Below are 24707 nucleotides of genomic sequence, written 5' to 3'. Positions count from 1 at the left end.
CAAGCACTAAGGCTTACTCTTTTTAACAAACTAACGTGATTTTGGCTAATCCCATTGTTTTAATGTGGTACTCAAACCTTGGTATAAAAACACGGCGTTAATATTACCATTGGTAATCATGTCGGTATCGCCTCCGTCTCCCCAACCGTAAATAGTGCCCTCAATACTTTTAAAACCTATACCTAAGTTTGAAAATATGGCTAGATATCCTTCGTTATTGGTTGCTGTTGCATTTCCTTTTATAACAAAATGATTGTATTCATCATTATGTTGAGGCAGTGTAGTTCCCACTGTATTGTAAATACCGGATTCATCATCTTCAGAGACTTTCACTTTCGTTCCAGATACATTATTTGCCCAAGAATAGTATTTAAACGCAAATAAATAACTGCCTTCTGGCATTGTATCACCATTTCTATTCGCTAATAATGCATTGCCCGAATTTTGTTGAATATTTGCAGTGTTTGAAATATGTTCGTTTGTTGCTCCACTTTTAGTGACAAGCGATAAATAGTTAGCTAAGTCATTGTATTCGCTTTCAGTGACCATAATCCATTCGCCAGCATTAGCGTTTTCATATTCAGTAAGTGAACTATTTAAAAACGCAGCAATATCGTCTATATCGTTTATTGAAATGATGATAAGCTTATTTTCACTATCAGTTCCATTACTAATTTCAACAGATGTTGTCATAGTTGGATTGGTTTCAAAATCATATAATTGCCAATCTAAAACACGTAACTCTCCTGTAGAGCTGTTGAGGTCGAATGCTTGAGATAAGGATTGAGATGTTACACTGAAACTTAAGTCACCTGACAGACTGGATGTAACTGTAGTAATAAGATCTCCAGAGTTTGGATATTCATTTATAGAAACCTCTATATTGGTGTTTGTTGGTGAATCATCTGAAGCATCATCTTCACTACTGCATGATACAGTGATAAACATAGACGTGATTAGGACAAAGCTTATTTTAAATGGGTTGGAGTTTAAGAAATTCATAATGCTAATGTTTTGTGGTTTTTTAATAAGTTTTCGTAGCGTCTTGCAACTGGTAAAGTCTGCAGCCTAACCAGCGCAAGGCACCACAAAACTGGTTGTCAAATTAATGACAGCACAAACATAGAGGGTGTTTATTATGAATTAAAATTTTGATGGTGGACAACTCGTGGACAGTCCAATACTATTTATTGGACAACAAGTGGACTTTGTTATGTAATAAATTGATTTACAATTCAATAACTAATTCTTGTAAGGAGTCTTCTGTTGATAAGTTGAGTTTTTTACGTAGACGATACCGTGCTTTTTTGACACCTTCGGTTGAAATGTTTAAAATGTTAGCAATTTCTTTTGATGACAGGTTCATTTTAAGTAATGACATGAGTCTTAAATCGTTGGTAGAAACCCCAGGATAGCTTTTCATCACTTTGGCATTAAAGCCTTTGTGAACATCTTCAAAATAGGTTCTAAATTGTTCCCAGTTGTTATCATTATTAATATCCAAATTGATAGTATTGATCACCTTTTGATAGTTTCTAGAATTATCAGAAGTTGATTTTAACTCTTTTAATTGAGATTTTAGATCGAGTAAAACTTCATTTTTGTGTGCGAGATGTAAAGCATGTGTTGTTAGTTCTTTTTCTTTAAACTCTAATGAGGCATCAACTTTTTCTTTTTCAGCTTTTTGTCGTCTCATTTTTTGACGTAATCCATAGAAGACTAATCCGCCAAGCAATAAAAGAGAACTAATTCCAATTATTAACAACAATTGCCTTCCCTTGGTAACTTTCTCTTTCTCTCTTAATAACTCGATTTCAGATTTTTGAAGCGCAATTTCTTTCTCTTTTCTATTAGTCTCATAGATTATTTTTTGTTCTTCTGATAAACTTGTTCTTAAATAATTATTTAGAGAATCCTTTGCATCACTACTTTCTTGCAATTCATTGTATGCTTCATTTAATCGACCTAATTGTTTAAGTGCTCGAGATCGATATAACTTTGACCAACTAATATCTCTAAACGAATTATATGACTCGGCAACTTCTAAGCAATAATCTAAATTAGCTAAGGCAGCTTTAGGCTGATTTATTTTTAAATTTAACTGACCACTTGTTAAGTTATAATCATATAAAACTGCTCCAATCTTAATATCATCGGCAAGTTTATCATATGCATTGAGATAATTTTTGGCTTGAGTAAAGTTGCCTTGATCCATTTCTAGCTCAGCTAATTGTATATATGTTTTCGCAATGTTTCTTCTTAGATTTATGCGCTTAGAGAGTTCTAAAGCTGCTTCATAATTTATTTTAGATTCATCATATCGCTTGAGTTGCTTTAATCCTAAAGCTTTCATCCGGAGCAGTTGTGCTTTTAAATTGTTTTGACCAACGTCATCACATATATTGATTCCAATGTCAAATTGCTCAATACCTTTTTCATAGTCAAACATCTCGAGGTATAGTACGCCTATTTTATAATAAACCTGCGGTAAATACGCAGAGTCTTTAAAGGCTTCCCTCAATTCAATATTTTCTAACATCTTTGCCAAAGCAATATTTCTATGACCTTTTTCTAATGCCATGTCACTTCTATGTCCTAACATCGTAGCCATTAAAGACGAATCTTGGTATTTGATAATTAAAGGTTCAATGGCGTTCATTGCTTTTTCTATACTATCCAAAGGTTTAGACAGTCCGTTCATTGTAATAATAACATTTGATTTTATGGTTAAGCCTAAAAGCGTATCACCAATTTTCATGAACTCATCACCAGATCGATTTAAATAGGTCATGGCAGATTCATAATCACTTTGAGTATATGCATAATTTGCTTTTACTGCATATAAGTTTGCAAATCCTCGTTCGTAGGTTTTGGTTTGATAAATAGTTTCAGCACTATCAATATACGCTTTGGCTTTTTGAGGATCTTGATAGATAATCATTTCCGCCAGCGTTAATTGTTCGGTAGCTCTTATGCTATCATTTTCTGCGGAATTAATTCTTTGCTGAATGCTGTCTATTTTTTTATCAAACTGAGCATTTAAATTCAAATGCATTCCAAAGGTCAAAATGAAAATTAAAAAAAGGAGTTTGTCCACCTCAAAGTAGACATTATTCTGAAATTTTGAAATTGGGACATTTCTAGTGCTTGTTTTTGATTCCATGTTTTGTGGTGGTTAGATTCTCTAAAATACAAACAATTCTTAAAATTATTTAATACGATGAAAATCAATTTGTTAATAATATTTTTTTACGCCTTTTTGACGTATTATAAAGATCCTTCTTTTTTTATTTGAAGGTTTTTTTTGGTGGTGGACAAAGGGTGGACATCGTCTTTTTTTCTTTTTTTAAGCATGAGCCTGTCCTACCTTCGATAAAATTAAACGTGTTAATTATGTCATATCAAAACTGGATTATTACAAGTTTAATGCTCATCGGTTCATTAGGATTTGCACAAACTTTAAAACGGGAATCTTTAGGGATTCAAGGATCAACTCATCTTGTATTTGCAAACGCAAAAAGTTATTATATACAAGAAAGTATAGGTCAGCAAAGTGTTATTCGTACCTACAATGCAAATAACTATAGTTTGCGTCAAGGGTTTTTACAACCACTTGATGTTTCACTCATTTCAGAACATCTGGATACTCATCTTTTGGGTTTTTTCTATCCCAATCCATTTGTTGATCATGTCAATGTTCAATTTCAAGAGCCCATTATTGATGTGATAACAGTTACAGTACACGACATACTAGGGCGTTTGGTTTATGACAAAACGTTTCAACCAATGCAGAGCTTAATTATAAATTTTGGGGATTTAAGTTCGGGAAGTTATCTGTTTAGATTGCAAATGCGAACAGAGCTATTAGTTGCAAAATTAGTGAGACGATAAGGTATGAAACGTATAGTCTTTTTAATGGTTGTAACCTTAACAAACCTATGTAATAGCCAGCAGTTATTTATGGAAATAGGAAAAACCATGTCTGCTTTTGATTATAAGAATTCACTAGGAGTCCGTTTGGATAATATGCAATCTAAACCCAATAATTATTTAAAAATGGGGTATAGAGATGTTTTAAATCATAATGAAACTTTATTCTTCTCAATTGGAGCAAACTATAACGGATATGGTGCAATTGGAAGTGATCGCCTATTAGACAATTTTTACGAATGGGATGTAACTTATTTAGGCGTCGAGGCAGGAGTAGACTTTAGAATATTTCGAATCAGAGATTTTTCTTTTTTTCTGAAAGGCACTGCTTCTGCTGAATTTTTGATACAAGGGAACCAAACCCTCAATAACCAAGTATTCAATTTAGTAGGCGAAGAAGAATTTAATAACCATATTTTCTTTTTAAGAGGCGGATTAATGATGACGTATCCTATATCCAGAAATACACATATCACTGCAAATTATTCACTGGGAAAAACAGTCTTACTCGATAAAGGAAATGCTACAGATCAAGAAGAATTAAAATTATTAGCACATCAATTTGGTTTCGGAATCATTATCAGTTTACCCAATTGCAATTGCCCATTTTAAAACTACAAATCATGAAAAAAAAATTACTATTAATCACAGGTCTTTTACTCAATATTTATGCCTTTGCACAAACCGACGGAATCAATTATCAAGCGGTTATTATTGATAATAATCCACAGGAAATTCCAGGTGTTGATATTCCAAATAATAATGTACCAAACAAGCCTCTAGAAGTTCGTTTTACAATTGAAGATGGAGCTGGTATAGTGGTGTATCAGGAAACTCATCAAACAGAAACCGATCCTTTCGGAATGATAAGTTTAATGATTGGTCAAGGGGTCACAACCAGCGGAAGTCCTTCCGAATTCAATCAAATTTACTGGGATAATCCAAAGCGGTTAATAGTTGAAATCGACTTGTTTGATGGTAATGGTTTAATCACCTTTAGCCAACAAAATTTGACTTATATTCCCTACGTGAGACATCGTGAAATCATTGCTACATCAACACTCGATGTCGATGGCGAAACCAACTTAAATAATAGTTTATCGGTCAATAATCAAAGTCCGACAAACCTTTCTGGAACACTAACGGTAGACGGTGAAACGAATATAGAAAGTGATTTTAATGTCAATAATCAAAGTACAACGACACTTTCGGGTGATTTATATGTGTTCGGAACGGCCTTCTTTACCGATGGCGTATTTGATAATTTGACAGTCAATCAACATTCGAGTTTAAATACCTTAACGGCAGATGGAATCACCAATATTAATAATGCATTTAATGTAAATAATGCCAATTTATCCAATCTGTCAGGGAATTTAAATGTGGACGGAAGAACCGATTTAAATGATGATTTGAAAGTAGAAGGCGTCAGTCTTTTTAACAACCGTGTTAGAATCAATGCAGAAGTCAATGCCACTCAAAATAGTTACAATTCTTATCCGTTTCAAGTGCAGGGTAGTAGCCAAGGTATAGCCATTAGATTAACTGAAGATCAACCTGATAGAGATAATAATTATATCACGTTTTTTAGTAACAATGGCCAGGCAAGAGGGCGTATTGAAGGGAATGATTATTTGGAGCCGATAGCATTAGATTTTTTATTGGATATTATTGATCCGCCAAGTGTTGGCGATTTAATCGATTTATTTATAGATTTTACGCCTGCTCCCGAATTTAATTTTGATCCCGATGCCCTTATAAATGATGTGTTTGAAAATCAGTTTTATGCGAATGACTTTTCATTTACTGCTTATCATTATACCATGGATTTTGCAGTCTCAATTCAACGCTTCGGAGTGAATCTCGCTGCTGCAACTGGACTTTGTGCAACAGGTGATTGTGACGATGCAATTTGGGCTTTTGTGGATTTGTCTATTGACGGAATTCAATTAGCCGAATGGTATTTATATAATGCTATAAATATTGGGATTGCTTTTGAATCTGGTAGCGCAGATTATGCTGAATGGTTAAAAAAATATGACGAGAATGAACCTTTGTTTTTTGGTGATGTGGTTGGTGTAAGAGGCGGATTAATATCTAAATCTTTTGCCTCTGCCGAAAATTATATGGTTGTTTCACAAAACCCATTAATTAGTGGCGCGATGCCCGCAAAAGAAGACGAACATTTGTTTGAACGTATTGCGTTTATGGGACAAGTTCCTGTAAAGGTTATTGGTAAAGTAAATAAAGGTGATTATGTGTTGCCTTCAGGAAATGCCGATGGTTTAGCAATGGCAGTATCTCCAGAATTAATGAAGATTGATGACTATAAACGCATTATTGGCGTGGCTTGGGATACATCATCAGGTGACTCCTTGTTTTCATATGTTAATACTGCTGTCGGTATCAATTCTAATGACATGTCGGCTTCAGTTAAACAAATGCAACAGACTATAAATTTAATGCAGCTGAGCTTGGCTAAATTAGACCCAGATTTTAAAGTTGATTTATACGATTTGGATGAGAAAATGCCAACCAATTCTGACAAGATAAATATTGTCAATATTAAGGATCAGTTGGTTGATCCATCAAAAAATCAGCAGGAACAACTCAGACAGTTATCCCAAAAAATTAAAGCGCAATTTGAGACGAGTGAATTCGATTTTTCCAAATTTCCTTACCTTATGGAAGCCATCGAAAACCCAACACCTGAGAATGGTCAAAAACTAGCAGAACACTATGCTAAAGTGATCAAACGAATGCGAGATATGAGTCTTAAAAGAAAGTAATCCAGAGGCAACAACTCATTTGGTTTATAGTTAATCAATAATGCGTTTGTGGCTCTTGTAGATGAACTCAATTTGATTAGGGTTTTTAGGAACAATATCAACTAAGAGTCCAACAAATTCAGCATTGAATCTGCCTTTACCTTTTGTCTTGATAAGCTCACCAAAATTAGGGTTTTCTGCATCCACCTGAACCATCATTTGAGCACATAAATCATGGCCTTGTGTATAAAATATAAAATAATGTTTGTCGGCTTTTTCTATATAATCTGCCAACCAAAACCTGAGGTTTTCTATACCAATAGATTCTATGAGTTTGGCAACTTCGGTTTGGTATTCATTACTTGTAACTTCGTAGTTCAAAAACACAGTGTTATTAGTGTCGCATTGTGGTCTGTCACAAGAAAAAAATGATAAACTTATGAGAATTACGAAGAAGGTTTTAGAAACAAAAGAAGTCATAAAGTTTTGATTCTGATATAAAATTCAAACGTAATTTCAGAGGTTAAATTGTTTTGAGTAAATAGGCTTTCAAATCCTCATAATCAGAAATCTTAGTAGCTACTTTTGTCTTGTCCATCACCGCTTTTATTTGAGGAGGTAAGTCAACTTTAGTTTGAATCACTTCTTCAACAACATCTAAAAACTTGGTTGGATGTGCCGTTTCTAAAAATACACAATGCGCATTTTTATGCGTTTTAAGGTAGTCTTTGCATCCTAAGTAACCAACGGCACCATGCGGATCTGCAATGTAGTTATAGCGCTCGTAAATTTCTAATAAGGCCGCTTTAGTGTCGTCATCAGTATAACTAAATGAAGATAAGTTTTGCTTTAATGTTTCAAAGTCGTTGTTGTAAATTTCCTGAATGCGGACAAAATTACTTGGATTTCCAACGTCCATGGCATTACTTAGGGTTTGAACTGAAGGTTTCGGACTGTAATTTTTGGTTTTTAAGTAGTTGGTAACAACATTGTTAGCATTGTTTGATGCGATAAAATGTTGTATAGGCAAGCCTAACTGTTGTGCCATCATTCCAGCACAGATATTTCCGAAGTTGCCACTAGGAATCGAAAATACAATCTCGTCATGATGTTTGTGCAATTGCTTATAGGCAAAGATAAAATAAAAGAGCTGTGGCAACCATCGCGCTACATTTATCGAATTTGCTGAAGTAAGTTGCATTTGACTTGTAATCGATTCGTCAAGAAAGGCTTTTTTTACCATATCCTGACAATCATCAAAAACGCCATCGACCTCTAAAGCTGTAATATTTTGTCCCAGTGTAGTCAGTTGTTTTTCTTGAATCGCACTTACTTTTCCTGAAGGATATAAAATAACAACATTCACACCTTTTACGCCTAAAAAACCATTGGCAACAGCGCCACCAGTATCGCCAGAAGTCGCCACTAAAACGGTAACATCATTCGTGTTATTTTGATTAAAGTACCCTAAACATCGCGCCATAAACCGAGCCCCAACATCCTTAAACGCCATGGTTGGTCCGTGAAATAATTCTAAAGTTGAAATTGAATCACTGAGTTTTACAACAGGGAAATCGAAAGCTAAAGTCTCTTCGATAATGGTTTTTAGAGTGTTTTCAGGGATTTCTGGACTTATAAATTGCTTAATGGCTTCAAAGGCAATTTCAGTATTAGTTTTACTGTCTATGTCTTTAAAAAAGGAAGCAGGCAAAGTTGTTATTTCTTTCGGAAAATACAAACCTCGATCGGGTGCTAATCCCTTAATGACAGCTTGTTCAAAGCTTGTGTCTGGTGCTTTTCTATTTAAACTGTAATAATTCATTTATATAATTTTAATGCCTTGAGTGTTTATTTTTGAACAATAAATTTCAAAAGGAATAGCTGTTTCTGCATATAGTTTTTTTAACGCTACAACCACTTGCTCTGCCTTTTCATTTCCGTGACATAGACTAAAAATTGAAGGTCCAGATCCCGAAATTCCAACCCCTAAAGCGCCATGTTCTAAAGCACTTTGTCTGACAGCATTAAAATGGGGAATTAACCGACTGCGATAGGGCTCAACAACAACATCGGTAAGCGATTTGCTTAATAAATTGTAATCATTGGTATGTAAGGCATGTACCAGACTTCCAACATTAGACCATTGCGTTATAGCATCTTTTAAAGGTACCGTTTTTGGTAAAATAGCTCGGGCTTCTGCTGTTTTTATTTCAATTTGTGGATGAAGTATAACAGCATATAAATTTTCAGGTGTTGGCAGCTGTAAAATGTCTAAAGGTGCAACCGATTTTACTAATGTAAATCCGCCAAAAATAGCAGGTGCAATATTGTCGGCATGTTCACATTGACTCGCTAGGGCTTCACCTTTCATGGCAAAGTTTGTCAATTCAGTTTTGTTATAAGGTCTGCCTAATAATTCATTCATTGCAAAAACACTTCCTACAGCACTGGCAGAACTGCTTCCAATCCCGCTTCCCGGTTTGATTTTTTTGTAAATTTCGATTTCAAATCCGTGATCAATCTGTGCGTCTTCAAGCATAGCCAATGCCGAGACACCAGCTACATTTTTTTCGGCTTCAAACGGTAAATCGTACCCTTCAATTTTGGTGATATGAATGCCTTTTTTGTCGGTAGTACGAATGACCATTTCATCGCCAATATTATCGAGGCAAAATCCGAGTACATCAAAGCCGCAAGATACATTTGCAACAGTGGCAGGTGAGACTATTCTTAGTTCTTTCATCAATTGTTTCCTATTCTGATAATATCAGCAAAAAGTCCGGAGGCAGTAACATCTGCACCAGCGCCAGCGCCTTTAATAATCATGGGTTGTTCTGGGTATCGCTGTGAGTAATACATCACAATATTATCTTTACCTTCAAGGTTGTAAAATGGATGGCCTTTCGGAATTTCTTTCAGTCCAACTTTAGCGTTGCCATTATTGAATTCGGCAACATATTTTAACTGGCAATCATTGGCTTGGGCCGACGCATACAAACTTTGAAAATGAGCTTCGTCATCAAGTAAAGTCTGATAAAAATCAGCCACAGAATCGCTTTCCAGATTCGCCTGAGTTAAAAAAGATTCATTTTCAATATCTGAAAGATTCATATCGGTACCACTTTCACGTGCTAAAATTAAAATTTTTCTCGCGACATCAATACCACTCAAATCTATTCTTGGATCAGGTTCAGTATAGCCTTCTTCCTGAGCTTGTTTTACAACATCATGAAATTTTGTTGAGGCATTAAAATTATTGAAAACAAAGTTAAGGCTTCCCGATAATACCGCTTGAATAGAAGTGATTTTGTCACCTGAAGCGATTAAATTATTTAGGGTGTCTATCACAGGAAGTCCTGCGCCAACATTGGTTTCAAATAAAAATGACGCATTGTATTTTCTCGATAAATCTTTTAATTTTTTGTAGTTTTCTATGTTACTAGAACAAGCTATTTTATTACAAGCAACTACAGCAATACTCTCTCTTAAATAGGCAGCATAAAGATTTGAAACCTCTTCATTTGCCGTTACATCTACGAAGATGCTATTACGTAAATTAAACGCCTTTGCTCGCTCTAGAAATCCGTTTAAGGTTGCTTTTTCTCCAGAAGCTAAGTCTGTTTTCCACTGTTTTAAAGCTAAACCAGAATCATCAAAAATCATGGTTCTGGAATTGGAAATCCCAACCACTTTAAGGTTGATTTTAAGTTGCTCTTTGAGATATTTTTTTTGTTGTTTAATTTGTTCTACAAGACGTTCGCCAACATTGCCAACACCAGTAATAAATACATTAAGCTGTTTGTTTTTATCTTCAAAAAATCGTTCATGTAAAGTGTTGAGAGCTTTTTTGACATCCTTTTCAACAATAACAGCCGAAATATTTCTTTCAGAAGCACCTTGAGCAATAGCTCGAATATTAATATTATTCTTTCCTAAGGTTCGAAACATTTTACCGCTAATCCCTTGATGGCTTTTCATTTGATCACCCACAAGTGCAATAATAGACAATCCTGATTCCACAATAATTGGGTCTATTTTATGCAATGAAATTTCATTCTCAAAAGTAGTATCAATGGCGGTTTTAGCTTGATGAGAATCTTTACTGTCAATACCAAAACAAATCGAGTGTTCTGAAGAGGCTTGCGTTATAAAAATCACATTTATTTTCTCTTGGGCTAAGGTTTCAAACAAGCGTTTTGAAAACCCAGGGATTCCAACCATACCACTCCCTTGAAGCGTCAATAAAGCGATATTATTAATGTTGGTGATCCCTTTTACGGGATGCGTATTATCGTCTTTTAAGTCGTTAGAAATAATGGTGCCAGTTGCTTCTGGTTCCATGGTGTTTTTAATATGAATCGGAATGTTTAGATCTAATACAGGCTGAACGGTTGGAGGGTATAAAACTTTGGCTCCAAAATGTGACAATTCCATGGCTTCCTGATAGGAAATTTTTTGAATAGGAAAGGCCTGTTTTACCAATTTGGGATTGGTAGTATACATGCCACTCACATCGGTCCAGATTTCGAGTCGGTTAACATTTAAAGCCGCAGCAATGATGGCCGCTGTAAAATCGGAGCCACCTCTTCCTAGTGTTGTGATATCACCTGTAATTGATTTTGAAATAAAGCCAGGAAGTATGGTTATTTGTTGGGATGCTTCCGAAAAATACTGTGTGATATTGTCATTGGTTTGTTGGAATAGAACCTCGGCTTTGGTAAAATTAGAATTCGTGACAATGAGTTCTTGACTATTTTTCCGAAGACCATTTAAACCTCTTGATTTAAGTGTTTCAGCAATAATATATGAGGATAATAGCTCACCAAAACTCACGAGTTTATCTGAGGTTTTTGGAGATAATTCATTAATTAAAAAAATACCATCTAAAAGACTCCTAAGTTCCTGTAATTTATCGTTAAGATGGTTGGCGACCGATGGGCTTTCTGCAGGAATTAACTCAGATAAAATAGTATTGTGAATCTCACTAATTTGATCAAATTCTGAAATGTAATTTTGGTCTTTATTTTGTGCTAATTCACCCGCTTTTAGCAACTTGTCTGTAATGCCGCCAACCGCAGAAACGACACCAATAACCTTATCGGTTTTTGAATAGGTTTCTAAAATTGAAATGACATTATTTATGTTTTTTGTAGAACCTACTGAAGTTCCGCCAAATTTTAAAACATTCATCTGTAGTTATTTAATGTTGTTAGTTTGATTTTTCCTAGACCAGGATGTGGGTATGTTGTGTATGTAGAGACTAAAAACCCCTAAGGGTCGTCATAATAAATGTAATCCCAAAACCAATTGAGAAGATTTGAATTGATATTTGTCTGTCGTTTAGCATTTTTAATAGTCTATACCTTTCAAATGTATTATTTTTACAAGAGAAAAAAAACTTAACGGGTCATTTTGCGTATTTTTCAGTTTAATACAAAAAAAATGATTTAATAAGGCTTTTTATCCGTGAAAACTGACAATTTAACAATTGATTTTAAACCAAATACATGAAGATTTTTTCTAAAGAACAAATTTATGAAGGTGATGCGCTAACATCAAAAAAACAAAACATTACATCCACCGAGTTAATGGAACGCGCAGGAATACAAATTTTTAATTGGTTGCATGTTCGAATGCAAGGAGCTCAAGTGCCAATTCATGTGTTTTGCGGCATAGGAAATAACGGTGGTGATGGTCTGGTTGTCGCTAGGCATTTAATAACCCATGGCTATAATGTGAAAACCTACGTAGTTAACTGTAGCGATAAACGTACCAAAGACTTTTTGATTAATTATGATTTGATAAAACAAACAACAAAAAAGTGGCCTGAAATGTTAGGTTGTGAAGCCGATTTCCCAGAGATTCATAAAGATGATATTATTGTGGATGCTATCTTCGGAATTGGACTCAACAGACCAGCAGATGATTGGGTAATATCTTTATTTGTGCACTTTAAAAAAAGTCAGGCGTTTACGCTTTCAGTCGATATTCCTTCAGGTATGTATACAGATCAAGTTCCTGAAGATGAGAATGCAGTAGTTTGGGCAAATTATACCTTGAGTTTTCAGTCACCAAAATTGATATTCTTTTTACCTGATACTTCCAAGTTTTCTATACAATGGGAAGTCTTAGATATTGGAATCGACAGAGAATTTTTATACGTTACAGAAACTGAAGCAGAATTAATTGGAAAGCATGAAGTTTTACCCATTTATAAACCCCGAGAGAAGTATGCTCACAAAGGTGATTTTGGTCATAGTTTTATTATTGGAGGAAGTTATGGAAAAATGGGAGCTGTTGTGTTGAGTAGTAGAGCAGCGTTGTCAATTGGTGCTGGTTTGGTGACCGCTTTTGTGCCAAAGTGTGGTTATCAGATTATGCAAACCGCGTTTCCTGAAGCGATGGTTATTACAGATGAACAGGAAACCCATATTTCAAATATATCTTTTGATATTGAACCTACGGTGATAGGTTTGGGAATGGGTATGGGAACAGAAGCCCAAACGATTTCTGCACTGGAGAAATTCTTAAAATCTAATAAAACGCCTTTGGTTATTGATGCAGACGGACTTAATAGTTTGTCAAAGAAAAAAGCACTATTAAAGCATCTTCCAGAGCAGACTGTTTTAACGCCACATCCCAAAGAATTGGAACGTTTAATTGGAACATGGAAAGACGATTTTGATAAGCTTTCAAAAGCGAAGGCATTTTCTAAAAAACACAAAGTAATTTTAGTGATTAAAGGGGCAAATACCATCACTGTTTTTAATGATAAATACTATGTCAATACTACTGGCAATCCTGGAATGGCAACAGCAGGAACTGGTGATGTCTTAACTGGCGTGATTACAGGCTTGATTTCGCAAGGCTATGATGCGCTTTCGGCAACAGTTTTTGGAGTGTATCTACACGGAAAAGCTGCCGATATAGCTATAGAAGATTTAGGTTATCAAAGTCTTATTGCAAGCCATGTTATTGAAGCTTTAGGTGAGGCATATATCGACTTGTTTAAACAACCGGAACAGCCACAGGTAGAAGCTGCGCAACCTGAAAAATAGAAATAAAAAAAGCCGCTCCAATGAGCGGCTTTTTTTTATAATGATTCAAAAACTTAAGGTTGCATCTTAAGTTCTTCTTCTAATAATTCTATTAATTTTGGATTGGATGGTCTAGGTGCATCGGCACTTACGATGTTTCCATCAGGATCGATTAAAATAAATCTTGGAATACCTTGAATAGCATACTCTTGAACAAATTGAGATTTCCAATCGTTGTCAGCCATTAATTGAAGACCTCCTAAGTCTTTATCATTTACCATAGCTACCCATTTGTCATGGTCTTTGGCTTGATCGATAGAAGCGCTTACAAATTCGATATTTTCGTTATGGAACTTCTTTTCAACTTCTTTAAGTGATGGAATTTCCTTAATACATGGTCCGCACCAAGTCGCCCAAACATCAACATAAACATACTTTCCTTTTAAATCTGTAAGCGATACTTCTCCGCCTTTATGATTTTCGTAGTTTACAAATTGAGGTGACGGTTTTCCTTTGACCAAATCCTTATTTTTTTCATAGGTTTCTGTCAGTTTTTTATTTGTATCCTCATCAGTAGAATTGTTGATGAAAAAATTATAAACAGCTTCCATATTTGGATTTCCTGGCGATACTAAAAAGCTACTTAAATAGCCAACAACTTCATTCTTTAAAGCTTGTATTTTAATATCTGAGATGCCTTTTAAATCTTCAGGTGCAACCGAAGAAATATCATCACCCAAATCATTAAATATACTTGTCAAGGCATCATCAAAGGCCATGTCTTTATACGATCTTGAAGATTTGTAAGCATTGGCATCGTCAAAGCTTAAGTTTTTCAAGTCTTCAGGAATAAAACCTTCAGAAACTTCAAAGTCTTCTTTTTTGGTGTAATAACCATGTCGCTTAACATAAGTATTCAACATCGCATAATTATCATAAACTAAATTTTGCTTTTCGGTCGCTAAAAATGTTTCATCAGCGGCTTCTAATCCATTTAAAAGCGCTTCATTTTCTTTTTTAAGTTCAGAAAGTTTCGTTTTAAATTCGGCTTCTTCCATCGAATAAAACGCCACAACATTAGCTGCTGCTTTTTCGGTATTTAAAGTTTTTGCAGCTAAATAATTATTCTCTACAGAACCTTCACCTGTATAAGTTACAGTATCGTCAAAGTTTTTTGCATCAATAGCAACATTTAAATGATCACCAGTACTTAGATACATTGGTGTGTATTCTCGACCTATGGATAAAGTGTAAAATCCGTTTTCAGGAATTTGAAGTGTGTCAGAAAAAGTACCGTCTTCGTTAATCGCTATTTCGGTTTTAAAATCGGAACCATTTAGCATGGCTTTAGTGATTTTTGTGTTTTCTACTTTACCAGTTAGAATAGCATAATCGATTTTAGGTTCTTGCTTACATGCAAATATTGAGATTGCACACAGAGCAATTAGTAATCGTTTCATAATTATAAATTGTTTTAGTTACTCAAAAATACAGATTATTAGCTTTTTATAAGAAACTTTATTAATTATTAACATTTGTTGCAAAGTCGATTTGTTATTCAGAATTTTGATAGCGTAAAATTAAACTATGAATACAACACATTTTATAGCTTCAGAAGTTTTAGAAATTTCGACAATCAGCGATATCTTATTTCAGAATAAAAACATACAGCTTTCAGAAAGCGCCATTGAAAAAATTAAAACCTGTCGCACTTATCTCGACGAAAAAATTAAAACGGAAGACCAGCCTATTTATGGTATTAATACAGGGTTTGGTTCTCTCTGTAATGTTGAGATTTCAAAAGACAAACTAACACAGCTTCAAGAAAATCTTGTCATGTCTCATGCTTGTGGTGTAGGCGAATTAGTTCCGAAAGAAATTGTAAAACTTATGCTGCTTCTCAAAGTGCAATCCTTAAGTTATGGACATAGTGGTGTGCAACTTGAAACAGTACAACGACTTGTAGATTTTTACAATAACGACATATTACCAGTGGTTTATACTCAAGGCTCTTTGGGTGCTTCAGGCGATTTGGCACCTTTAGCTCATTTAGCGTTACCATTAATTGCTAAAGGCGAAGTTGTATATCAAAATAAGGTTTATGAGTCTAAAGACTTACTAGCTAAGTTTAATTGGAAACCTATTAAATTAAAATCAAAAGAAGGTCTGGCCTTATTAAACGGGACTCAGTTTATGAGTGCTTACGGTGTACACCTACTTATTAAATCGTTTAAGTTGTCGTATTTAGCCGATTTCTTCGGAAGTATGTCTTTGGATGCTTTTGACGGTCGAATAGAACCGTTCAATGAATTGGTTCATTTGGTAAGACCTCATAAAGGGCAAATTAAAACTGCCGAACGTATTAGAGAGTTTTTGAAAAGTAGTGAATTAATTCAGCAAAAAAAGGCTCATGTCCAGGATCCGTACTCTTTTAGATGTATTCCTCAGGTACATGGAGCTACAAAAGATACCTTAGATTTTGTCCATAAAGTTTTTAAAACCGAAATTAACGCTGTTACCGATAACCCTAATATTTTTGTTGGTGAAGATGAAATTATTTCTGGCGGAAATTTTCACGGTCAACCTTTAGCCTTAGCATTAGATTACTTGAAAATTGCCATTGCCGAATTAGGGAATATCTCCGAAAGACGAATTTATCAGTTGGTCTCAGGCCAACGCGGACTGCCAACATTCTTGGTTGATAACCCTGGGGTCAATTCGGGATTTATGATTCCGCAATATACAGCTGCAAGTATTGTAAGCGCCAACAAACAATTAGCAACACCAGCAAGTGTAGATAGTATCGTCTCTAGTAATGGTCAGGAAGATCATGTGAGTATGGGAGCAAATGCAGCAACCCAATGTTATCGTTTAGTTTATAATGTTGAACGCATTTTAGCTATTGAACTACTTAACGCTTCACAGGCACTACATTTTAAAAAACCACTCAAATCATCACATTTAATTGAGTCGTTCTTAGGGCGTTACCAAAAGGAAGTGGAATTTGTGAAAGAAGATCAGGTGTTTTATAAATTGATTGAAAAAACTTTGCGTTTTATCGATGATTTTTACATTGAAAATGAACTGATTTTCGATTAAATGCAAAAAAAAATGTTCAACTGTTTATTATGAAAAAAAAGAATAAATTTATTTGGCAGTCAGTATTTTATAATATACTTTTGAAAGTAAGTTGAGGTGAATTTTGTTCACTCGAAGCCTAATAGTAACCTTAGATAATAGCAATATAAGATTACTGTTCTTACCTTAAAATTGTTTGATAGCACAACAATTGATTATTAGCATTTATTGAAGTTAGAATGTTCGCATTCTAATAATTGATGTACTGTTTATACAGCACGTCATATTTGATTTTAAGCTTACACGTAAATTTTGTATTTGCGTTTTTGCTGACAATACGAGTATTGTCATTATATAAATGTTAAGATAATTTTAATTTAAAACCAAATGTTATGTTTATGAGCAATTTTACCCGAAGTGGTAGACGCGCCAAAATTTGGCAATCTATCACGAATTTATCGTGTTGTAGCATTGATCTTTTAACTAAACAAAGTATGAGCATGAAGGCGTTTGCCTTTATCATGCTTTTTGCGTTTAGTACTAGCTCTGTGTTTGCACAAGATTTGGCTCGAAGTACATTCTTTAACAGATGTCTTGCTGATGCGCCTCCTGGGCCATCTGAGGCAGATGTTGCAAATCTCTACCTGAATCAGTGTGGAGATATTCCTGCAAAAGTAGTTAAGTCTACGCATCAGGAAGGAAATGATTGTGCTTGGACCGTTGAGTACACTTACGATGTTAAGTGTGGAGATTTTGAAGAGCAAATCAAAATCGTTTACAATGGAGGAGATTTAACACCTCCAGTATTAAATGATGGTGCTGAGTTACCAACAGGTGCTAGCGGATTAAATCTTTGTTATAGTGATGTTCCAGCAGGACCATCAGCTGCAGATATAGCCGCTTTGTACTCAGATAATTGTAGCGATGTTCTCGTTACTAAATCTGGAACTCCTGATGGCAATGACTGCGAGTGGACCGTAACTTATAAGTATACTATTAAGGATGCTTGTGGGAATATGGTACAGGATTTAGATCTCACTTATTCAGGAGGCGATGTTCAACCACCAATGTTAACTAAAGGTGCAGTAGTGCCAGAAGGTGAAACAGGATTGAATTTATGTTTTGCTGAAAAAGCTCAAGGACCAACTGAAGAAGATATTGCTGCATTGTTTACCGACAATTGCGGAACTGTATCAGTTTCTAAATCTGAAAATTCTAAAGGTGGAGATTGCAAATGGTTAGCCATTTATACATATACTATTAAAGATGACTGCGACAATTATGCAGATCCTATTGTATTAACTTACAGTGGTGGAGATACAGAAGCTCCAGAATTAGTAGGTGTGCCAGAAGATATTACTGTAGATTGTGCTGATGAAGTTCCTGCACCATCTAAAGCTGTTTATGGAACAGACAACTGTACTTCTAAAGTAATTATTTCATCTTCAGATGATACAAGTGACTTTAATGGTACATGTTTAGGAGGTACTATTGTAAGAACTTATACAGCAACAGATGATTGTGGTAGAACAAGTTCTCAGACTCAAACTATTACAGTTTTACCAACACCTGAAGCATCTTTACAAAACATTTTATTCGTTTCTAACCTATCATGCGAGCAAGCAGGAACCTTTGAAGCACCAAACTTAACTTATAGTAATGGTGTTGAAGATGGCGCTTGTGCTATTTCAGGTTCTTTAGAACCAAACGTTGATGTTGAATATACTGAATGTGGAGGAACAATTACTGTATCTTATGATGGATTAGATTCTTGTGATCGTCCATTAAGTGCAGGTCCTTTTATTATCACAGTAGATCCGGCACCTGCAGCAGAATTTGAAGAAGTAGAAGACATGACCATTTCATGTGAAGAAGCAAATTCATTCGAAGCAGGATCATTAGCTTATACTAATGGTGGAACTGGCGTATGTGAAATTTCAGGATCAGTAGAAGGAGAAGCGACACCAGATTATAATGAGTGTGGTGGAGAAATTATAGTTAGCTGGACATATACTGATGAATGTCAAAGAACAATCAATGCAAATAAAACAATTACAGTTTTACCAGCACCTCAGGCTGAGTTTGAAGAAGTTGAAGACATGACCATTTCATGTGAAGAAGCGAATTCATTCGAGCCAGGATCATTATCTTATACTAATGGTGGCACTGGAGCATGTGAGATTTCAGGGTCAGTTGAAGGACAATTAAGTGGCTCTTACACTGAGTGTGGAGGAACACTAGAAGTTGACTGGTCTTATACTGATGATTGTGATAGAACAATTACAGCTAAAAAAGTAATCACTGTATTACCAGCACCACAGGCTGAGTTTGAAGAAGTTGAAGACATGACCATTTCATGTGAAGAAGCAAATGCATTCGAACCAGGATCATTAAGTTATACTAATGGTGGCACTGGAGCATGTGAGATTTCAGGATCAGTAGAAGGACAATTAAGTGGCTCTTACACTGAGTGTGGAGGAACTTTAGAAGTTGATTGGACATACACTGATGATTGTCAAAGAACAATTACAGCTAAAAAAGTAATTACTGTATTACCAGCACCACAGGCTGAGTTTGAAGAAGTTGAAGACATGACCATTTCATGTGAAGAAGCGAATTCATTCGAAGCAGGATCATTAAGTTATACTAATGGTGGAACTGGCGTATGTGAAATTTCAGGATCAGTTGAAGGACAATTAAGTGGCTCTTACACAGAATGTGGAGGAACATTAGAAGTAAACTGGACCTATACTGATGATTGTCAGAGAACAATCACAGCAACTAAAACAATTACTGTATTACCAGCACCACAAGCTGAATTTGAAGAAGTGGAAGAGATGACAGTGTCATGTGAAGAAGCGGCATCAATTGAAGCAGGATCATTAAGTTATACTAATGGTGGGACTGGAGCATGTGAAATTTCAGGATCAGTAGAAGGACAATTAAGTGGCTCTTACACTGAGTGTGGAGGAACATTAGAAGTAAACTGGACTTATACTGATGATTGTCAGAGAACAATCACAGCGACTAAGGTTATTACAGTATTACCAGCACCACAGGCTGAGTTTGAAGAAGTTGAAGACATGACTATTTCATGTGAAGAAGCGAATTCATTCGAGCCAGGATCATTAAGTTATACTAATGGTGGCACTGGAGCATGTGAGATTTCAGGATCAGTTGAAGGACAATTAAGCGGTTCTTACACTGAGTGTGGAGGAACTTTAGAAGTTGATTGGACCTATACTGATGATTGTAAAAGAACAATCACAGCTAAGAAGGTTATCACTGTATTACCAGCACCTCAAGCTGAGTTTGATGACGTGCAAGACATTCAAATCGAATGTGAATTAGCTAGTCAATATATAGTAACTTCATTAGCTTATACTAATGGTGGGACTGGAGCATGTGAGATTTCAGGATCAGTTGAAGGACAATTAAGTGGAACATACGATGAATGTGGTGGAACACTTTATGTAGATTGGACATTTACTGATGATTGTCAGAGAACAATCACAGCTAGAAAAACAATTACAGTATTACCAGCACCACAGGCTGAGTTTGAAGAAGTAGAAGACATGACTATTTCATGTGAAGAAGCGAATTCATTCGAGCCAGGATCATTAAGCTATACTAATGGTGGCACTGGAGCATGTGAGATTTCAGGATCAGTTGAAGGACAATTAAGTGGCTCTTACACTGAGTGTGGAGGAACTTTAGAAGTTGATTGGACGTATACTGATGATTGTCAAAGAACAATTACAGCTAAAAAAGTAATTACTGTATTACCAGCACCACAGGCTGAGTTTGAAGAAGTTGAAGACATGACTATTTCATGTGAAGAAGCAAATTCATTCGAAGCTGGATTATTAGGTTACACTAATGGTGGCACTGGAGCATGTGAGATTTCAGGATCAGTAGAAGGACAATTAAGTGGCTCTTACACTGAGTGTGGAGGAACACTAGAAGTTGACTGGACGTATACTGATGACTGTGATAGAACAATCACAGCTAAGAAGGTTATCACTGTATTACCAGCACCTCAAGCTGAGTTCGAAGAAGTGGAAGACATGACCATTTCATGTGAAGAAGCAAATTCATTCGAGCCAGGATCATTAAATTATACTAATGGTGGCACTGGAGCATGTGAGATTTCAGGATCAGTAGAAGGACAATTAAGTGGCTCTTACACAGAATGTGGAGGAACATTAGAAGTAAACTGGACATACACTGATGATTGTCAGAGAACAATCACAGCAACTAAAACAATTACTGTATTACCAGCACCTCAAGCTGAATTTGAAGAAGTGGAAGAGATGACAGTGTCATGTGAAGAAGCGGCATCAATTGAAGCAGGATCATTAGCTTATACTAATGGAGGAACTGGAGCATGTGAGATTTCAGGATCAGTAGAAGGACAATTAAGTGGATCTTATACTGAGTGTGGAGGAACATTAGAAGTAAACTGGACCTATACTGATGATTGTCAGAGAACAATCACAGCGACTAAGGTTATTAATGTATTACCAGCACCACAGGCTGAGTTTGAAGAAGTAGAAGACATGACTATTTCATGTGAAGAAGCAAATTCATTCCAAGCAGAATCATTAGCTTATACTAATGGTGGAACTGGCGCTTGTGAGATTTCAGGATCAGTAGAAGGAGAAGCTATTCCAAATTATACTGAATGTGGAGGAACAATTGCTGTTAGCTGGACATACACTGATGATTGTAAAAGAACAATCACAGCAAGTCAAACAGTTACTGTATTACCAGCACCACAGGCTGAGTTTGAAGAAGTGGAAGACATGACCATTTCATGTGAAGAAGCAAATGCATTCGAGCCAGGATCATTAAGTTATACTAATGGTGGCACTGGAGCATGTGAGATTTCAGGATCAGTTGAAGGACAATTAAGTGGCTCTTACACAGAATGTGGAGGAACATTAGAAGTTGACTGGACGTATACTGATGACTGTAATAGAACAATCACAGCTAAGAAAACAATCACTGTATTACCAGCACCTCAAGCTGAGTTTGAAGAAGTAGAAGACATGACCATTTCATGTGAAGAAGCCAATGCATTCGAAGCAGGATCATTAAGTTATACTAATGGTGGCACTGGAGCATGTGAGATTTCAGGATCAGTAGAAGGACAATTAAGTGGCTCTTACACTGAGTGTGGAGGAACTTTAGAAGTTGACTGGACATTTACTGATGATTGTAAAAGAACAATTACAGCAAGTCAAACAATTACTGTATTACCAGCACCACAAGCTGAGTTTGAAGAAGTAGAAGACATGACAATCTCATGTGAAGAAGCCAATGCATTCGAAGCAGGATTATTAGGTTATACTAATGGTGGAACTGGAGCATGTGAGATTTCAGGATCAGTTCAAGGACAATTAAGTGGCTCTTACACTGAGTGTGGAGGAACACTAGAAGTTGACTGGACCTATACTGATGCTTGTGATAGAACAATCACAGCTAAGAAGGTTATCACTGTATTACCAGCACCACAAGCAGAGTTTGAAGAAGTAGAAGACATGACCATTTCATGTGAAGAAGCAAATTCATTCGAAGCAGGATCATTAGCTTATACTAATGGAGGAACTGGCGCTTGTGAGATTTCAGGATCAGTAGAAGGAGAAGCTATTCCAAATTATACTGAATGTGGAGGAACAATTGCTGTTAGCTGGACATACACTGATGATTGTCAGAGAACAATCACAGCAAGTCAAACAGTTACTGTGTTACCAGCTCCTCAAGCAGAATTTGAACCATTTGAGCACATAACAATTACATGTGAAGAAGCAAATGAATTTGAAGCAGGATCATTAGGTTATACTAATGGTGGAACTGGAGCATGTGAGATTTCAGGATCAGTTGAAGGTCAATTAAGTGGATCTTACTCTGAGTGTGGAGGTTTATTATTTGTTGACTGGACATATACTGATGATTGTGATAGAACAATCACAGCTAGAAAACAAATTAAAGTAAATCCAGCACCTCAAGCTGAGTTCGAAGAAGTAGAAGACATGACTATTTCATGTGAAGAAGCGAATTCATTCGAGCCAGGATCATTAAGTTATACTAATGGTGGCACTGGAGCATGTGAGATTTCAGGATCAGTTGAAGGACAATTAAGTGGCTCTTACACTGAGTGTGGAGGAACACTAGAAGTTGACTGGACATTTACTGATGATTGTAATAGAACAATTACAGCTAAGAAAACGATTACTGTATTAGCAGCACCACAAGCTGAGTTTGAAGAAGTAGAAGACATGACTATTTCATGTGAAGAAGCGAATTCATTCGAAGCAGGATCATTAGCTTATACTAATGGTGGAACTGGCGCTTGTGAGATTTCAGGATCAGTAGAAGGAGAAGCTATTCCAAATTATACTGAATGTGGAGGAACAATTGCTGTTAGCTGGACATACACTGATAATTGTCAGAGAACAATTACAGCAAGTCAAACAGTTACTGTATTACCAGCACCACAAGCTGAGTTTGAAGAAGTTGAAGACATGACCATTTCATGTGAAGAAGCCAATGCATTCGAGCCAGGATCATTAAGTTATACTAATGGTGGCACTGGAGCATGTGAGATTTCAGGATCAGTTGAAGGACAATTAAGTGGCTCTTACACTGAGTGTGGAGGAACACTAGAAGTTGATTGGACATATACTGATGACTGTGATAGAACAATCACAGCTAAGAAAACAATCACTGTATTACCAGCACCACAAGCTGAGTTTGAAGAAGTTGAAGACATGACCATTTCATGTGAAGAAGCCAATGCATTCGAAGCAGGATCATTAAGTTATACTAATGGTGGCACTGGAGCATGTGAGATTTCAGGATCAGTTGAAGGACAATTAAGTGGCTCTTACACTGAGTGTGGAGGAACACTAGAAGTTGATTGGACATTTACTGATGACTGTGATAGAACAATCACAGCTAAGAAAACAATCACTGTATTACCAGCACCACAAGCTGAGTTTGAAGAAGTGGAAGACATGACTATTTCATGTGAAGAAGCGAATTCATTCGAAGCAGGATCATTAGCTTATACTAATGGAGGAACTGGCGTATGTGAAATTTCAGGATCAGTAGAAGGAGAAGCTATTCCAAATTATACTGAATGTGGAGGAACAATTGCTGTTAGCTGGACATACACTGATGATTGTCAGAGAACAATCACAGCAAGTCAAACAGTTACTGTATTACCAGCACCACAGGCTGAGTTTGAAGAAGTGGAAGACATGACAATTACATGTGAAGAAGCCAATGCATTCGAGCCAGGATCATTAAGTTATACTAATGGTGGCACTGGAGCATGTGAGATTTCAGGATCAGTTGAAGGACAATTAAGTGGCTCTTACACTGAGTGTGGAGGAACACTAGAAGTTGATTGGACATTTACTGATGACTGTGATAGAACAATCACAGCTAAGAAAACGATCACTGTATTACCAGCACCACAAGCTGAGTTTGAAGAAGTGGAAGACATGACTATTTCATGTGAAGAAGCGAATTCATTCGAAGCAGGATCATTAGCTTATACTAATGGTGGCACTGGCGCTTGTGAGATTTCAGGATCAGTAGAAGGAGAAGCTATTCCAAATTATACTGAATGTGGAGGAACAATTGCTGTTAGCTGGACATACACTGATAATTGTCAGAGAACAATCACAGCAAGTCAAACAGTTACTGTATTACCAGCACCACAGGCTGAGTTTGAAGAAGTAGAAGACATGACAATTACATGTGAAGAAGCTAATGCATTCGAAGCAGGATCATTAAGTTATACTAATGGTGGAACTGGAGCATGTGAGATTTCAGGATCAGTTGAAGGTCAATTAAGTGGATCTTACACAGAATGTGGAGGAAC

13 protein-coding genes are annotated in these 24707 nt (G+C 36.0%); 6 read left to right on the top strand and 7 right to left on the bottom strand.

Going from position 1 to position 24707, the window contains the following annotated elements:
• Positions 1–45: 45 nt before the first annotated feature.
• Positions 46–1002: a hypothetical protein gene (locus N4270_RS10780; RefSeq protein ID WP_260097129.1), complete on the bottom strand. Its 957-nt coding sequence runs from the start codon at positions 1000–1002 to the stop codon at positions 46–48.
• Positions 1003–1228: 226 nt separating this feature from the next.
• The gene (locus tag N4270_RS10775; protein WP_260097128.1) at positions 1229–3163 is read right to left on the bottom strand and encodes a hypothetical protein; all 1935 of its coding nucleotides are present in this window, start codon (positions 3161–3163) and stop codon (positions 1229–1231) included.
• Between the two features lie 230 nt (positions 3164–3393).
• Between N4270_RS10775 and N4270_RS10770 the strand changes: the two genes are divergently transcribed.
• The 3 genes from N4270_RS10770 to N4270_RS10760 are packed head-to-tail and all read left to right on the top strand — an operon-like array spanning position 3394 to position 6719.
• A complete protein-coding gene (locus N4270_RS10770; protein WP_260097127.1) occupies positions 3394–3891 on the top strand; it encodes a T9SS type A sorting domain-containing protein in 498 nt (165 codons plus the stop codon).
• A 3-nt stretch (positions 3892–3894) separates the two neighbouring features.
• Positions 3895–4542 (top strand): hypothetical protein, encoded by a 648-nt coding sequence (locus N4270_RS10765; RefSeq protein WP_260097125.1) that lies wholly within the window; start codon positions 3895–3897, stop codon positions 4540–4542.
• Positions 4543–4553: 11 nt separating this feature from the next.
• Positions 4554–6719 (top strand): DUF4795 domain-containing protein, encoded by a 2166-nt coding sequence (locus tag N4270_RS10760; RefSeq protein WP_260097124.1) that lies wholly within the window; start codon positions 4554–4556, stop codon positions 6717–6719.
• A 30-nt stretch (positions 6720–6749) separates the two neighbouring features.
• Here the strand turns inward: N4270_RS10760 and N4270_RS10755 are convergent, their stop codons facing one another.
• The 4 genes from N4270_RS10755 to thrA form a co-directional block, all read right to left on the bottom strand.
• Positions 6750–7079 (bottom strand): hypothetical protein, encoded by a 330-nt coding sequence (locus N4270_RS10755; protein ID WP_260097123.1) that lies wholly within the window; start codon positions 7077–7079, stop codon positions 6750–6752.
• A 142-nt stretch (positions 7080–7221) separates the two neighbouring features.
• Positions 7222–8520 (bottom strand): threonine synthase, encoded by a 1299-nt coding sequence (gene thrC, locus N4270_RS10750; protein WP_260097121.1) that lies wholly within the window; start codon positions 8518–8520, stop codon positions 7222–7224.
• On the bottom strand, positions 8521–9441 hold the full coding sequence (locus N4270_RS10745; RefSeq protein ID WP_260097119.1) for a homoserine kinase: 921 nt from the start codon (positions 9439–9441) through the stop codon (positions 8521–8523).
• Entirely contained in the window at positions 9441–11888 is a 2448-nt protein-coding gene (thrA, locus tag N4270_RS10740; RefSeq protein WP_260097117.1) for a bifunctional aspartate kinase/homoserine dehydrogenase I, read from the bottom strand. Before thrA ends, N4270_RS10745 begins: the two co-directional genes overlap by 1 nt.
• Positions 11889–12205: 317 nt before the next feature.
• Between thrA and N4270_RS10735 the strand changes: the two genes are divergently transcribed.
• On the top strand, positions 12206–13756 hold the full coding sequence (locus N4270_RS10735; RefSeq protein ID WP_260097115.1) for an NAD(P)H-hydrate dehydratase: 1551 nt from the start codon (positions 12206–12208) through the stop codon (positions 13754–13756).
• Positions 13757–13809: 53 nt separating this feature from the next.
• On the opposite strand, the gene N4270_RS10730 is transcribed toward N4270_RS10735, so the two are convergent.
• Complete coding sequence (locus tag N4270_RS10730; protein WP_260097114.1) at positions 13810–15195, bottom strand: TlpA disulfide reductase family protein; 1386 nt, start codon at positions 15193–15195, stop codon at positions 13810–13812.
• 127 nt (positions 15196–15322) lie between these two features.
• On the opposite strand from N4270_RS10730, the gene hutH reads away from it, so the two are divergent.
• Together hutH and N4270_RS10720 are read left to right on the top strand one after the other, a co-directional pair.
• A complete protein-coding gene (hutH, locus tag N4270_RS10725) occupies positions 15323–16834 on the top strand; it encodes a histidine ammonia-lyase (protein WP_260097112.1) in 1512 nt (503 codons plus the stop codon).
• A gap of 377 nt (positions 16835–17211) precedes the next feature.
• Positions 17212–24707 (top strand): hypothetical protein (locus N4270_RS10720; RefSeq protein WP_260097111.1); only part of this gene is annotated, 7496 nt, incomplete at its 3' end.

Origin of the sequence: Psychroserpens sp. SPM9, from assembly GCF_025153525.1 — a bacterium.
Lineage (GTDB): Bacteria > Bacteroidota > Bacteroidia > Flavobacteriales > Flavobacteriaceae > Psychroserpens.
Note: the sequence above shows the minus strand (reverse complement) of the source record. Positions and strands in the feature narration are given on the sequence as shown.

Bases quoted from the DNA above. Each gene is read 5' to 3' on its own strand.
- N4270_RS10780 (WP_260097129.1), bottom strand. From the start codon at position 1,002: ATGAATTTCTTAAACTCCAACCCATTTAAAATAAGCTTTGTCCTAATC.
- N4270_RS10775 (WP_260097128.1), bottom strand. From the start codon at position 3,163: ATGGAATCAAAAACAAGCACTAGAAATGTCCCAATTTCAAAATTTCAG.
- N4270_RS10770 (WP_260097127.1), top strand. From the start codon at position 3,394: ATGTCATATCAAAACTGGATTATTACAAGTTTAATGCTCATCGGTTCA.
- N4270_RS10765 (WP_260097125.1), top strand. From the start codon at position 3,895: ATGAAACGTATAGTCTTTTTAATGGTTGTAACCTTAACAAACCTATGT.
- N4270_RS10760 (WP_260097124.1), top strand. From the start codon at position 4,554: ATGAAAAAAAAATTACTATTAATCACAGGTCTTTTACTCAATATTTAT.
- thrC (WP_260097121.1), bottom strand. From the start codon at position 8,520: ATGAATTATTACAGTTTAAATAGAAAAGCACCAGACACAAGCTTTGAA.
- N4270_RS10745 (WP_260097119.1), bottom strand. From the start codon at position 9,441: ATGAAAGAACTAAGAATAGTCTCACCTGCCACTGTTGCAAATGTATCT.
- thrA (WP_260097117.1), bottom strand. From the start codon at position 11,888: ATGAATGTTTTAAAATTTGGCGGAACTTCAGTAGGTTCTACAAAAAAC.
- N4270_RS10735 (WP_260097115.1), top strand. From the start codon at position 12,206: ATGAAGATTTTTTCTAAAGAACAAATTTATGAAGGTGATGCGCTAACA.
- N4270_RS10730 (WP_260097114.1), bottom strand. From the start codon at position 15,195: ATGAAACGATTACTAATTGCTCTGTGTGCAATCTCAATATTTGCATGT.
- hutH (WP_260097112.1), top strand. From the start codon at position 15,323: ATGAATACAACACATTTTATAGCTTCAGAAGTTTTAGAAATTTCGACA.